Consider the following 14,205-nt stretch of genomic DNA (forward strand, 5'->3'; position numbering starts at 1 on the left):
GCCTTACAGCGCCTCCAGCTTGAACGCGTCGCCCCCGGCGCCCTTGTTCTCGATCGCGCCCTGCGCGCGCGCGATATAGCCCTTCGATTTCTCGACTTCGTTCGACAGCGTGCCAACCGTGCTCTTCATCGAATCGAGCGCCTTCAGCTTGAACGTGTCGATCGCATCCATCGTATCATAGATGTTCTGGAACGCGCGCTGCAGCGTCTCGACCGGGATCGTCGCGGCGGCGGCCTGTTCGTGGATCGTCGCGGTCTGCGACTTGAGCAGCTTGCCGGTCGCATCGATGATATTGGCGGTGGTCGAGTTGAGCGCGGTGATCTGGTCGAGCACGAGCTTTTGGTTCGCCAGCGCCTGCGCCACCGTCACTGCGGTGCGTAGAGCCGAGACCGTGGTGGTCGAGGCGCGATCGACGCCCTTCACCAGCTCGACATTGTTCTTCTTGACCAGATCGAGCGCGAGATAGCCCTGCACCGTCACCGCCATTTGCGTCAGCAGATCCTGCGTGCGCTGGCGGACGTAGAACAGCGCGCTTTCCCGCAACGCCTTGGCCTTGGCCGGGTCGCTATGGTCGAGGTCGTTGGCCTTGTCTTCGAGCCGGGCGTCCATCTCCTTCGACAGCACGATCATCTGTTCGAGCCGGCCCATCGCCGCCCACAGATTGGCGCGCTCGGTGTCGATCGCGGCATTGTCCATCAGCAACTCGTCCTTGCCGCGCGCAAGCGTCTTGAGGATCGCCGAGATGTGCGATTGCGAGGAGCGGTATTTGTCGAAATAGGTGTTGATCCCGCCGCCGAACACCTTGCTCAACATGCCGCGGCCCGAGAGCAATTTGCTGTTCACCGACGGATCGAGCTTCTCGATCGTGCGGCGCAGTTCGGTGAGGTCTGCGCCAACGCCGCTTTCGCCGTCCATCGCCTTGACCGGGCGATCGAGAAAGCGGTTCGACTGGTCGGCCGCGGCGCGGATTTCCTTCTGGCCCATCGCCGCGATCGCATCGACGCGCTTGCCGAATTCGGGGCTGTTGACGTCCTGCGCGACGAGATCGTCGACGAAGCCTGCGACCTTGGTCTGCAATTGGGTACGGACGGCGTCGTCGACCGGCACCAGGCCGATCGCCTTTTCGGGCGCGACCACGGGAACGGGGTCGGGCGGCGTCAGGACCAGCGCGGTCGCGTCGGTGTCGGCAGCGGTCGCCATGTCTTCCCTCCAGGTAATATCGCTCCTTAGATGAAGGGGATCGCGTTGCGGTTCAAGTGTGTCATTGTGGTAATACGCACATCGTAACCTAACCGTAACGAAATTGACGCGAATCCGACGCAGCTTGCCCGTACCGCGCTGCAGCAAGATAAAAAAACAGGGGTTCTGTGATGCGTCGTTCTGTCTCTTTTGGGTTTGCCGGCATTTTGCTCGGCTGCACTTCCACCGCCGCGCTTGCGCAATCTACGCTCCAGCCGAGCGCGCCCGAAGAAGGCGGCGACATCGTCGTCACCGCGCAGAAGCGCGAGCAGAAGATTCAGGACGTGCCGATCACCGTCACCGCGGTGACCGGCGCGAAGATGCAGGAGCTCGGCGTCAATTCGCTCGCCGAAGTCGCGATGTACATCCCCGGCCTGCGCATCCAGGAGCAGAGCGACAACAATCCCGGCTTCGTGATCCGCGGGATCACCTCGGACAGCGGCTCGGCGCAGCAGGGCGCGCGCGTGTCGATCTATTATAACGGCATCGACATCTCGCGGACGCGCGGTGCGTATCAGGATCTGTACGATCTCGAGCGCATCGAAGTCGTCAAGGGACCACAGGCGACGCTGTTCGGTACTGCCTCGGCGGTCGGCGCGGTCAATTTGATCTCGGCACAGCCGCATGCTGGGACCTCGGCGGGGCTCCAGGGATCGTACGGCAATTACCATCGCGGCCAGGTGTCGGGCTTCGTCAACCTCGGCAACGACACGCTCTCGGGGCGGCTCGCCTTCGCGTACAAATATCATGACGGCTTCGTCCGCAATATCGCGGGCGACCCCAAGGTGGCCAACCAGAATCAGGGCAAGATCGACCAGGACGATCTCAACGGCCAGGACCAGCGCGGCATTCGCGGTTCGCTGCGCTGGACCCCGACCGATGCGATCACCGCGAGCCTGGTGCTGACCTATGACGGCCAGCGCAACCCGGGCACCGCGTTCCGCTCGCGCGCCCTGGCGCCGACCGGTGGCAATGGCGGCGATTACAGCTATGCCGAACTGTCGGGCTCGCCGTACAGCGCCTCGGTGCTCGGCGCCGCCAAGCTCGGCCTCAAGCGCGACGTGTATGACGCCAACTTCACGCTCGCCTGGGAACTGGCGCCGGGTGTCACCTTCACCACCGTCAACGGCTATCGCAAGTTCAACAGCAACGAAGTGTTCGATGCCGATGGCGGTCCGGCCTGGTATCTCGAATTCGCCGAGGATGCGCGCGGCGACCAGTGGAGCCATGAGGGCCGCTTCAACTTCTCGGGCGACAAATATCGCGCCTCGTTCGGCTGGAACGGCTTCTTCGAGAACAACCTCCAGCGCGTGCCCTTCTCGACCGAAGAGGGGACCTATCTCGGCTGCTCGGTCTCGGCGGCCTATGCCGGCGTTCGCGCGTCGCTCGCGGCAAGCGGCGTTTCGGGCTGTGTCGCGCCGAACGGCACCGTGACCGCCGCGCGCGCGACTGCGGTGCTGACGCGCGGCGCGGCGACGCAGATTCCGTATCAATCGGTGTTCACCAATTACGGCACCAACGACACCTATTCGGTGTTCGCCGACGGCACCTACATCCCGACCCCGCGGCTCGAGCTGACCGCTGGCGCGCGGTTGCTGATCGAGCAGCGCAAGTCGGGCTACAGTTCGGTCCAGCCCAATTCGACGCTCCTGGCCTCGCTCGGGGTACGCAGCAGCTTGCTCGGCACCGCGAACACCAACGGCACGATCTTCAACGCGCAGCGCAGCTTCACCGCGGTGCTGCCGCGCTTCAACGCGCTCTACCGCGTCAGCGATTCGATCAACCTGTACGCAACGATCAGCAAGGGTCGTCGCTCGCCGGTGGTACAGCTCGCCGCGACGACGGTTGGCGGGGTGGTCGTGCCGAACCTGCAAGTCGTGCCCGACGAAGTCGTGTGGAACTACGAAGGCGGCATCAAGGGCAAGGTCGGGCCGTTCACCGGATCGCTCGGCGTGTTCTATCAAGCGTATAACGGCTTCCAGGTGTCGGTGACGAACAACGGCGTCACCACCACGCAGAGTGCCGGCAAGGCGAAAAACCCAGGCGTCGAGTTCGAGGGCAATCTCAAGCTCGGCCGCTTCCTGCAGGTGTTCGGCGCGTTCGCCTATGTCGACGGCAAGATCGCCAACAATGCATCGTACGGCGTCTATGCCGGCGACCAGTTCCGCTTGCAGCCGAAATACAGCGCCTCGGGCGGCGCGACGCTGCGCGTTCCGGCGGGCGACCTGACCTTCTATGCGACGCCGTCGGCGACGTATCAGAGCAAGCAGTATTTCGAACTGCCGAACTCGGAGGCGATCAGCCAGGGCGGCTACACGCTCGTCAACGTCCGCGCGGGCGTCGAGATTGCGCAGGGGAAATACCGGATCGGCGGCTTTGCCCGCAACGCGTTCGACAAGAAGTATCTGATCGACGCGGGCAACACCGGTGGCGGCTTCGGCATCCCGACCTACATCCGCGGCGAACCGCGCGTGTACGGCGTCGAAGTCGCCGGCAAGTTCTGATCCAAGACTAGCCCACCGCCCGTCATCCCCGCGCACGCGGGGATCCCGCTTCTTCTGCCAAAGCCAGCAGCAGAAGCGGCGCCCTCGCATTCGCGAGGGTGACGAGGCGTGGGGGCATGCGCTTTAAACCGGCAAGCGCCCCGCGTGCTACGCCCGGCCTCATTCCACCCGAGCTCCCCGAAAAACCACCCCCCCTTTCCGCGACGCACCATTTGCGCTAGGGGCCCAACGCAATCATTCCTCACTTCATCGAGCTATATTCATGAGCCTCCGCAATGTGGCCATCATCGCACACGTCGATCATGGTAAGACAACCCTCGTCGACCAGCTGTTCCGCCAGTCCGGCACCTTCCGCGACAACCAGCGCGTCGAAGAGCGTGCGATGGATTCGAACGATCTCGAAAAAGAGCGTGGCATCACGATTCTCGCCAAGCCGACGTCGGTCGACTGGACCCCGCCGGGCGAGTCCGAGAGCATCCGCATCAACATCGTCGACACCCCCGGCCACGCCGATTTCGGCGGCGAGGTCGAGCGGATCCTGAGCATGGTCGACGGCGTCGTCCTGCTGGTCGATTCGTCGGAAGGCGCGATGCCGCAGACCAAGTTCGTCACCGGCAAGGCGCTCGCGCTCGGCCTCAAGCCGATCGTCGTCGTCAACAAGGTCGACCGCAACGACGCGCGCATCCAGGAAGTGCTCGACGAAGTGTTCGACCTGTTCGTGTCCTTGGACGCAAACGACGAGCAGCTCGATTTCCCCGTGCTCTACGCCTCGGGCCGCAACGGCTACGCCTCGACCGACATGGACGCGCGCGAAGGCACGCTGATCCCGATGTTCGAGACGATCGTGAAGCACGTCCCCGCCCCGAAGGTCGAAGTCGCCGGCGTGCCCTTCACCTTCCTCGTCACGCTGCTCGACCGCGACCCCTTCCTCGGCCGCATCCTCACCGGCCGCGTCAACTCGGGCGTGGTCAAGCTCAACCAGCCGATCCACGCGCTCGATAACGACGGCAAGATCGTCGAGACCGGCCGCGCGTCGAAGATCATGTCGTTCCGCGGGCTCGACCGCGTTCCCGTCGACGAAGCCAAGGCTGGCGACATCATCAGCCTCGCCGGCCTGTCGATCGCGACCGTCGCCGATACGATCGCCGACGTCAGCGTCAGCGAGCCGCTCCACGCCCAGCCGATCGATCCGCCCACGCTGTCGATGCGCTTTGCCGTCAACGATTCGCCGATGGCGGGCCGCGAGGGCACCAAGGTGACGAGCCGCATGATCCGCGAGCGCCTGTTCCGCGAGGCCGAGTCGAACGTCGCCGTCAAGGTGACCGAGGCTTCGGACAAGGACAGCTTCGAAGTCGCCGGCCGCGGCGAGCTTCAGCTCGGCGTGTTGATCGAGACGATGCGCCGCGAGGGCTTCGAGCTCGGCATCAGCCGTCCGCGCGTGCTGTTCAGCGAAGACGAGCAGGGCAACAAGACCGAGCCGTACGAGACCGTCATCATCGACGTCGACGAGGAATATTCGGGCACGGTCGTCGAGAAGATGAACCTGCGCAAGGCCGAGATGACCGACATGCGGCCCTCGACCGGCGGCAAGACGCGCATCACCTTCTCCGCGCCCTCGCGCGGCATGATCGGCTATCACGGCGAGTTCCTGTCGGACACGCGCGGCACCGGCATCATGAACCGGCTGTTCGAGAAGTACGGCCCGCACAAGGGCAACATCGAAGGCCGCAAGAACGGCGTGCTGATCTCGAACGGGTCGGGCGAAGCCAATAACTACGCGCTGGGTCCGCTCGAAGAGCGCGGCATCCTGTTCGTCGGCCACGGCGAGGCGCTGTACGAGGGCATGATCGTCGGCGAGAACGCCAAGCCCGACGATCTCGAAGTCAACCCGATGAAGACCAAGGCGCTGACCAACTTCCGCGCGAGCGGCGGCAAGGACGACCAGGTCCGCCTGTCGCCCCCCAAGCGCGCGACTTTGGAGCAGGCGATCGCGTACATCGACGACGACGAGATGGTCGAGGTGACGCCGAAGTCGATCCGGCTGCGCAAGCGCTTCCTCGATGCGAACGAGCGCAAGCGGGCGAGCCGCGCGAAGCTTAGCTAAGGCTGGTTTTGTAGGTTGGGTTTAAGGGGCCGGGCGCGAAAGCGTCCGGCCATTTTCGTTGTGTCGCCTTTGCGGCTAGTGTGCCGCGCATGACGGAACCCGGCGCGGTCCTTTTCAATCGATGTCGCGCGCGCGCGATCGCGCTGCTTCTGGCGTGCGCGGTTCCGGCGTCGGGTCCGGCTGTCGCCGCGCCCGAGGCTGCGCCCGATTTCACGGTACAGCTTCTATCGGGCGGCGCGGTCAGCGCAGGTGCGCTCAAGGGCAAGGTGATCGTGCTGAATTTCTGGGCAAGCTGGTGCGTGCCGTGCAAGCACGAGCTGGCCGATCTCAATGCAACCTACGTTCGGCGGGGATCCCGTCATCTCGCGGTGTTCGCGATCAATGCCGAGCAGGCGCCCGATCAGCGCCGGCTCGCGCAACAGGCTGGGCGCATGACGATCCCCGTCGCGATCAGCATCACCGGTGGCTATCGGCCTCGCAACAATGCCGTGCCGACCACCATCGTCATCGACTCCGCCGGCAAGCTCGTCCTGACCAAGGCGGGCGCTTGGAAACCCGGCGAAGTCGATGCCCTGATCGACACTTTGCTCGCCCCTAGTCCGGCATCCGATACGACACGTTGACGGTCTGTCCGACACAGCCAAGCACTTGCTTGCCAAGCGTCGGCGGCAGATACCGGAACTGTCTGACGGCTCGTTCCGTCGCCGGGCCGAACACGAACGGTGGATAGGACAGGACCGTGCGGACGTTCTGAACCCTGCCGTCGGCTGCGATGTCGAAGGCCTCGCGCACCGTGCCCTCGAAACGCCAGCGCAACGCCTCCGCCGGGAAAGTCGAACTGGAAATGTCGGTATTGCGGGCGACGGGCCGCACGTCGAGCAGCGAGCATTGTTCCGCGTCAATCCCCGCATCGTTGAGTCGCTGATCGGCGACCTCGGGCGCGCCCGAACGTTTGTCGATCAGCGCCAGATGCAGCACCGCCAAGCTCCGAATTGGGTCGTCGGCCGGAAGCGTGCCGAGCGGCAGCGCCGCGACCGCTTGCAACGCAGTCTTTGCCGGCCCGAGCGAGTAGCTGGCTTCGAGCGCGAGGCCGTATTCGGTCTGCAACCACGCGCGGGCATGCTCGGCGCCGGCGATCTGGTCGACCGCTTGGACCGCCGCCGCCAAGGTGCGCGCATGCGCTGCCTGATAGCTGCGTGCGCCCCGCGCGCTTTGCGGGGACGCAGCGAGGTAAATCGCATAGGCGCGCACGTCGACCGGGGCCTTCGCGGCGGCCAAGGCGGCGTTCAGATTGGTGCTGGCGGCGGCCACCGCGCGATCGCCATCGGCTTTCCACAAGGCGATGAAGGCGGCTGGAACCGGCGCACTACCGGTGGCCTGCGGGTCGAAAACGCCCTTGGCCAATTCGGGATCGTAACCGGATTTTGCGAGCCAATCGCTCGTTGCGATGCGGAACGGGTCGTTCAGGCGAAGCAGGGGCGGGCGCGTGACGCAGCGCAGTTCTACCCGCACCGAGGCGCGCCAGAAGGCATTGAGCTTGGCCAGCGCATCAGGTTGCCACCGCCACGTGTTGACCGCTGTCGCAAATGTCGCACCCACTGGTCCTGGTCGGCTGGCATAGACCGTATTGGCACCCCAGGCGCGGCCATCGTCGCCGATGGTGAAATCGACCACAGCAAAGTCGTCCGGCCCGATGACCGAATCACAGACCGGCAAATCCTTCTCGGCGGCAGAAAGCCAGTTGCCATCGGGCAAGTGGCCGGCGCCCGAATAGGTGAGATATTGTCGAACGTTTTCCTCGTCGCCGAGCTTTCCATAGATCAGCGCCGCGTTGCCGCGGATCTGCACCTGCGAGATATTGATCTTCGTGGTCGTGTGCCCCGTCAGCGTCAGCGCCTTTTCGATATAGCTGGACGCGAGTTTTGCCTGGCCCCGGTTGAGTTCTGCCATTGCCCGGGTGCTGAAGATGTTGGCTTGATCGGTCTTACCGATCGAAGCGAAGAACGGCGCGTCAGTGAGGATCGAATCGAGTGTGCTCGCTGCCAGATTGGGGTTCGCGGTCAACGTCGCCATCGCCAACCCATAGCGGGGTTGCAACGAGGCCGCTGGCGAGTCAGTGGCCATCGTCGCAAGGGCGTTTTGATATTCGGTGATCGCGAGATCGTTGTCAGCAGCGCCCCGATGCAGGCTCGCCAACAGCGCATACGACAAAGCGAGGTCGTCATTCTTGGCGACCTTCTGAGCGCCGAAACGCGCGATCGCGAGCTTTGCCTCGGTTTCGGCCTCGGCCCGCTGTCCACTGTGCTGCAAGGCGCTTGCCAAGCGTGCACGGATCACCGGAACTGCCGAAGAATTCGGCTTCAATGCGGCAAGCGCGGTACGATAGCCTGAGACAGCAGCAGGCCAATCGCTGCGATCATAGGCAGCCTGCGCCGCATCGAACAAGGCTTGCGAAGTCGGGTGCGTGTCGGTCGCCATCGCGCCGCCGACGCACATGATCATCGCCACAGTTATGGCTGTGCCGCTAAGTGCCCGTAGTTGCATGAAACCCCACCCCCTTATGCGCTTGAAGGTGTAGCATGACGATCGTGCGGCGCGAAGTAAATCGCGCGTCGTGATCCTGATATTGGCCTCCCCTTGGTCCTCGTGACCTAGGACAAACCATGAATAAAACGCGGCCCTACACGGCTCGAATCTGCCTACTTCTTCTCAGCAATCGCAACCGGAGGACTGTCCAGCCGAACCGCACCCTCGTCGCGCGCGCGGCGCGGCCGAGGCGACGGAAGGGTGGGTGAGGGGGCTTGCGCCTCCCGCGTCACCCCGGCCTTGTGCCGGGGCCTGCCGGGCCGAGAGCGCTGCACCTGTGGCGCGGTGGGCCCCGGCACAAGGCTAGGGTGACAGGGGTGAGGCGGGGTGTGGAGCGCGCCGCGGCAAAGCCGCGTCGTCGGACGGCGCTGCTGGCGCCGCCGGCCGGAGTTCGGCTGATCCTCGCCTAACGAGCCGATTGCTGCGCAATCGCCTCGTTAGGCTCGGGCCTCACTCTTCCCCCATCCTCAGCGCCGCAATAAACGCCTCCTGCGGGATGCTCACGCTCCCGTACTCGCGCATCTTCAGCTTGCCCTTCTTCTGCTTGTCGAGCAGCTTGCGCTTGCGCGACGCATCGCCGCCATAGCATTTCGCGGTGACGTCCTTGCGCATCGCGCTGATCGTCTCGCGCGCGATCACCTTGCCGCCGATCGCCGCCTGGATCGGGATCTTGAACAGGTGGCGCGGGATCAGGTCCTTCAACCGCTCGACCATGCCGCGCCCGCGCACCTCGGCGGTGCCGCGGTGGACGATCATCGACAGCGCGTCGACCGGCTCCTCGTTGACGAGGATGCTCATCTTGACGAGATCGCCCTCGCGCTTGCCAATTTGCGTGTAATCGAAGCTGGCATAGCCCTTCGACAGCGACTTCAGCCGATCGTAGAAATCGAACACGACTTCGTTGAGCGGCAGTTCGTAGGTCGCCTGTGCGCGGCCGCCGACATAGGTGAGGTCCTTCTGGATGCCGCGGCGTTCCTGGCAGAGCTTCAACACGCTGCCAAGATATTCGTCGGGAACGTAGATGACGGCCTGGATCCACGGCTCGGAGATGCTCAGGATCTTGTTGGGATCGGGCATGTCGGCGGGGTTGTGGAGCTCGATCGTCCCGCCGCCGTGCGTCAGCTCGATATCATAGACCACCGACGGCGCGGTGGTGATGAGGTCGAGATCGTATTCGCGCGTCAGGCGCTCCTGGATGATTTCGAGGTGGAGCAGGCCAAGGAAGCCGCAGCGGAAGCCGAAGCCGAGCGCCGCGCTGGTTTCCATCTCGAACGAGAAGCTCGCGTCGTTGAGCCGCAGCTTGGAGATGCTCTCGCGCAGTTTCTCGAAATCGGCGGCGTCGACCGGGAACAGGCCGCAGAACACCACCGGCTGGACTTCCTTGAAGCCCGGCAGTGCCTCCAGGGCAGGGCGCTTGGCGTCGGTGATCGTGTCGCCGACGCGAGTCTGCGCGACTTCCTTGATCTGGGCTGTAATGAAGCCGATTTCGCCCGGGCCGAGATCGGTGAGCTGTTCGATCTTGGGGCGGAAGCAGCCCACGCGGTCGACCAGATGCAGCGTGCCCGCCTGCATGAACTTGATCTGCTGGCCCTTCTTGAGGACGCCCGCGACCACACGCACAAGGATGACGACGCCGAGATACGGGTCGTACCAGCTGTCGACGAGCATCGCCTTGAGCGGCGCATCGGCATCACCCTTGGGCGGTGGGATGCGCGTGACGATCGCCTCGAGCACTTCGGCGATGCCGATCCCGGCCTTGGCGCTGGTGAGCACGGCCTGGCTCGCGTCGAGGCCGATCACTTCCTCGATCTCGGCCTTGACCTTCTCCACGTCGGCGGCGGGGAGATCGATCTTGTTGATGACCGGGATGATCTCGTGATCGTGCTCGATCGACTGATAGACGTTGGCGAGCGTCTGCGCTTCCACACCCTGCGCGGCATCGACGACGAGCAGCGCGCCTTCGCACGCGGCGAGCGAGCGGCTGACTTCATAGGCGAAGTCGACATGGCCCGGCGTGTCCATCAGGTTGAGCGTATAGTCGACGCCGTCCTGCGCAGTGTAGCGAAGCCGCACCGTCTGCGCCTTGATGGTGATCCCGCGTTCTTTCTCGATGTCCATGTTATCAAGGACTTGCTCGGACATTTCGCGGTCGGTCAGGCCGCCGGTCGCCTGGATCAGGCGGTCGGCGAGCGTCGACTTGCCATGATCGATATGCGCGATGATCGAGAAATTGCGGATGGTATGGAGAGGGGTCACGAATTCGCCCGGATGAGTGCTGCGGAAAGGGAAAGGCGGCCCATAGCATCGCATGCGGCCGGGCACAAAGCCCGTCGCGCAAGGGCGCAATACGCCTATGCCGTCGGGTCGCTTTTCGATATTGGAGGCGTAACGATTCTCAGCGGGGGGTGGCATGGCGAAACTGACGGCCGGAATGGCGATCGTGGCGGTGTTGAGCGGCGTACCGATGCAGGCGGAGGCGCAGCGGATGGCCAAGCCGTCGGGCACGCAGAAGCTGCAGGAGGCGACGATGAACGACGTGCCGCGCTGCGCGCGCAAGCACGGCACGATCTCGATCGTCGATGGCGACGATCCGCGCGGCTGGACGCAGTACAGCCTTGCCCCTCCGCAGAAGCTGCTCAAGGTGCTCGTGCAGCGTTCGGGCTGCTTCAACATCGTCGATCGCGGCAGCGGGCTGCAAGCGGCGCAGCGCGAGCGCGACATCGGTGGCGATCTCGGGCTCCAGCGCGGCGCCAATGTCGGGCAGGGGCAGATCAAGGCGGCCGATTACGTGCTCCAGGCCGAAGTGCAGGGCGCCAACAGCAACGCGAGCGGCAGCGGCGTCGCGGCGGGCGTCGGCGGGCTGATCGGCGGGCCGTTCGGTGGGCTTGTCGGAGGCTTACGCAGCCGCAAGATGGAAGCCAATGTCGTGCTGTCGATCACCAACGTCCGCACGACCGAGACGCTCGCGACCGAGGATGGCTATGCCGCCAAGAACAGCCTGAGCTTCGGCGGCGGCGGCGGGGTGTTCGGCGTCTTTGCCGGCGGCGGCGTGGTCGGCGGGGGATACGACAATACCGATATCGGGCGGATCGTGACGCTTGCCTTCATCCAGGCGTATGCGAAGCTCGTCACGGGGCTCGGCTATACCAACCCTGGCGACACCGGGACGGCCGAGGCCGCGCCCGCCAAGACCTTCACGACGCAAGGCCCGGTCGCGCTGCGCAGCGCGGCGAATGCGGCGGGCAAGGTGGTGCGCACGCTGCCGCCGGGCGCGATCGTTTACCCGACCGGCAACAAGGACGGCATGTGGTGGGAGGTCGCCGACGAGAACGACAATGTGGGATGGGTGCTCAACTCCAAGCTCGCGCCGTCACGGTAGGGGGGACGCTAGCCCCAGTTCGCCCTGAGCTTGTCGAAGGGCGGCGGCACACGCGCGAACGGCGCGTTGGGCGAGGGGAGGCTTCGACAGGCTCAGCCCGAACGGTTTGGGGGCAAGCTTTTCTTCGTCGCCCCGGCCTGGTGCCGGGGGCCACCGTGCCGCGCGTTCTGCGCTGGCACGTTGGGCATCCCGGTAGACTCCGGGACAAGGCCGGGGTGACGGTTGGGGGGGGGCGCAGATGTGCCGATCGTGCTGGCGGACCGCCAGCCGGCGCGGTAGGATGCGGCACTATCCAGGAGACGATGCCATGAAGTTCGCTGTTCCGCTTATCGCCGCTGCCACTGCCGCCCTCCTCGCCGCCGCGCCCGCCTGCGCTGCGCTCAAGGTTGGCGATGCCGCGCCCAACTTCTCGACCGAGGCGGCGCTTGCCGGCAAGACGCATCCGTTCTCGCTGGCGGCAGCGCTCAAGAAGGGGCCGGTCGTGCTCTACTTCTTCCCCGCCGCCTTCACCTCGGGCTGCACTGCCGAGGCGCACGCCTTCGCCGAAGCCGCCGACGACTTCACCAAGCAGGGCGCGACGCTGATCGGCCTGACCGCGGGCAATGCCGAGCGGATCAAGGAATTCTCGTCGGTCGAATGCCGCGACAAGTTCCCGGTCGGTCTCGCGACCCCGGCGACGATCTCGGGCTATGACGTCGCGCTGCCGCAAAAGGCCGGCTGGACCAACCGCACCTCGTACGTGATCGGCAAGAACGGCAAGATCGCCTATGTCCTGTCCGACATGGCGCCGGCCGGGCACATCACCGGCACGCTCGCCGCGGTGAAGGCGCTGAAAGCCAAGAAGGGCTGATCCGGCTACCCTCGCAGCATTGAAATGAGCTCCCCGGCGAAGGCCGGGGCCCAGTCGGGAAGGCCACGACGATCTCGCGAGGCCGCGCGCCTCCGTCGTTCCGCTCCTGGGCCCCGGCCTTCGCTGGGGAGCGCCCAAGCGGATCGCCGTCCCGGCGTCAGCCCAGTCCCGCCGCCGCGATCGCCGCCAGCGCGGCGGCGAGGCGCGCGGGGCCCTGACCGCCAACGATGGCATACCGCAGGCCGCGCCGGTCGAGCTCGGCGCGCGACAGATCGAAGAAGCGCTGGCGTTCGACCGTGCTGCCGAACATCCGCGTACCGTCGTCGATCCACGGCAAATCGATATCGAGCAGCAGATACAGATCGGCGGTGGCGTGCCACGCGTCGAACCACGGATCGCGGCGACCGAACAGCATGTCGGCCCACACCGCGGTCATCAACGGATCGGTATCGAGCAGCAGCGGATCGGCGCCCGTCGCCAGCGCCGCGCGTGTCTGCGCATCGTGCTGCTGCGCGATCTCGACCAGATCGGCCATCGTGAACTCGGTCCCGTGCGTCTCGGCGAAGGTGCGGCCGTATTCGGGCACGAAGATCGTTCCAAAGTGCGCCGCCAGTTGCGGAATCAGCGTCGATTTGCCCGTGCTCTCGGGGCCGTGCAGGCAGATCGTGCTCATGCGACGACCGCCGTCCGTCGCGCGACGCGGCGCCAATCGAACAGCCCCCAGATCGCAAGCGCGAGGAAGATCGCATAAAGCAGCATCGTCAGCTTCAATCCCTTCGCCGCGTAAAGCGCGACCGAGCCGATATCGACCGCGATCCACAGCCACCAGCTTTCGAGCTTGCGCCGCGACTGCAGGATCTGTGCGACGACGCTGACGATCGCGAGCGTCGCATCGAGCCAGGGGAAGGACGCATCGGTGAAGCGGAACATCGCATAGCCCCAGCCCGTGCTGCCCACCGCCGCCGCCGCCAGCCACAGGAGGCGCTCGCGGTCCGGCAGGGTGCCGACCGCGATCTCGCCGGTTTGGGCTTTGACGCGCGCCCAGTTCCACCAGCCGTAGATTTGCACGACGAAGAAGAACACTTGCAGCAGCGCGTCGCTATAAAGCTTGGTATGGACGAAGATGACTGCATAGAGCGCGACCATCGCCAGCCCGAAGACGTAGTTCCAGATGCTGCGCAGCACGACGAGCGTGACATTGGCGAGCCCGAGCCCGAACGCCAGGATTTCCAGGGTGGTCATGCCGCCCGCGTAGCAGCGCGATTGCGCCAGCGTCGAGCATTGCGCGCACGCGGGGCGATTTTCCGCTTGATAGTCGCGAGGCGTGGGTCTACGCGCTGCGCCCTGCAATGTGTCGGGGCGTGGCGCAGTCTGGTAGCGCACTGGTCTCGGGGTCCAGGGGTCGTAGGTTCGAATCCTATCGCCCCGACCATTGCAGCATTGGCCCCGAACAGCCGTGAGCGCGTCTCCGGCAGGCACCTGCGCAGACACCTCCAATGTCGCGCGACAGCGCGCCCGAATGGGGCGCCGTGGCAAACCGTGT

General features: G+C 65.2%; 10 protein-coding genes and 1 tRNA gene. 6 read left to right on the forward strand and 5 right to left on the reverse strand.

Annotated elements, in window-relative coordinates:
• Positions 1 to 3: 3 nt before the first annotated feature.
• Positions 4 to 1,200 carry a toxic anion resistance protein gene (locus ABIB28_RS03555; RefSeq protein WP_189675514.1) on the reverse strand — a complete coding sequence of 399 codons (1,197 nt, stop codon included), beginning with the start codon at positions 1,198 to 1,200 and terminating at the stop codon, positions 4 to 6.
• A gap of 170 nt (positions 1,201 to 1,370) precedes the next feature.
• Between ABIB28_RS03555 and ABIB28_RS03560 the strand changes: the two genes are divergently transcribed.
• From ABIB28_RS03560 to ABIB28_RS03570, 3 genes are all read left to right on the forward strand, one after another.
• Positions 1,371 to 3,743: a TonB-dependent receptor gene (locus ABIB28_RS03560; protein WP_133190086.1), complete on the forward strand. Its 2,373-nt coding sequence runs from the start codon at positions 1,371 to 1,373 to the stop codon at positions 3,741 to 3,743.
• Positions 3,744 to 4,005: 262 nt separating this feature from the next.
• Entirely contained in the window at positions 4,006 to 5,847 is a 1,842-nt protein-coding gene (gene typA, locus ABIB28_RS03565) for a translational GTPase TypA (protein ID WP_133190084.1), read from the forward strand.
• Between the two features lie 89 nt (positions 5,848 to 5,936).
• Complete coding sequence (locus ABIB28_RS03570; protein WP_354286453.1) at positions 5,937 to 6,470, forward strand: TlpA family protein disulfide reductase; 534 nt, start codon at positions 5,937 to 5,939, stop codon at positions 6,468 to 6,470.
• Here the strand turns inward: ABIB28_RS03570 and ABIB28_RS03575 are convergent.
• Positions 6,442 to 8,349 carry an energy transducer TonB gene (locus ABIB28_RS03575; RefSeq protein WP_354287115.1) on the reverse strand — a complete coding sequence of 636 codons (1,908 nt, stop codon included), beginning with the start codon at positions 8,347 to 8,349 and terminating at the stop codon, positions 6,442 to 6,444. The genes ABIB28_RS03570 and ABIB28_RS03575 overlap by 29 nt on opposite strands.
• A 534-nt stretch (positions 8,350 to 8,883) precedes the next feature.
• Positions 8,884 to 10,689 (reverse strand): translation elongation factor 4, encoded by a 1,806-nt coding sequence (gene lepA / locus ABIB28_RS03580; RefSeq protein WP_354286455.1) that lies wholly within the window; start codon positions 10,687 to 10,689, stop codon positions 8,884 to 8,886.
• A 154-nt stretch (positions 10,690 to 10,843) separates the two neighbouring features.
• On the opposite strand from lepA, the gene ABIB28_RS03585 reads away from it, so the two are divergent.
• Both ABIB28_RS03585 and ABIB28_RS03590 read left to right on the forward strand, forming a co-directional pair.
• Positions 10,844 to 11,812: a CsgG/HfaB family protein gene (locus ABIB28_RS03585; RefSeq protein ID WP_354286457.1), complete on the forward strand. Its 969-nt coding sequence runs from the start codon at positions 10,844 to 10,846 to the stop codon at positions 11,810 to 11,812.
• Between the two features lie 307 nt (positions 11,813 to 12,119).
• Positions 12,120 to 12,662 (forward strand): peroxiredoxin, encoded by a 543-nt coding sequence (locus tag ABIB28_RS03590; RefSeq protein WP_189675506.1) that lies wholly within the window; start codon positions 12,120 to 12,122, stop codon positions 12,660 to 12,662.
• Positions 12,663 to 12,819: 157 nt separating this feature from the next.
• Here the strand turns inward: ABIB28_RS03590 and ABIB28_RS03595 are convergent, their stop codons facing one another.
• Together ABIB28_RS03595 and pnuC are read right to left on the reverse strand one after the other, a co-directional pair.
• Positions 12,820 to 13,335, reverse strand: coding sequence for an AAA family ATPase (locus tag ABIB28_RS03595; RefSeq protein WP_354286460.1), 516 nt, complete (start codon positions 13,333 to 13,335; stop codon positions 12,820 to 12,822).
• Positions 13,332 to 13,904, reverse strand: a complete 573-nt coding sequence (gene pnuC, locus ABIB28_RS03600; protein ID WP_354286462.1) for a nicotinamide riboside transporter PnuC — start codon at positions 13,902 to 13,904, stop codon at positions 13,332 to 13,334. Before pnuC ends, ABIB28_RS03595 begins: the two co-directional genes overlap by 4 nt.
• A 113-nt stretch (positions 13,905 to 14,017) precedes the next feature.
• On the opposite strand from pnuC, the gene ABIB28_RS03605 reads away from it, so the two are divergent.
• Positions 14,018 to 14,094: transfer RNA gene (locus ABIB28_RS03605), tRNA-Pro, on the forward strand.
• The last annotated feature ends 111 nt before the right edge of the window (positions 14,095 to 14,205 follow it).

This window comes from Sphingomonas sp. UYEF23, from assembly GCF_040546165.1.
GTDB classification, from domain to species: domain Bacteria; phylum Pseudomonadota; class Alphaproteobacteria; order Sphingomonadales; family Sphingomonadaceae; genus Sphingomonas; species Sphingomonas glacialis.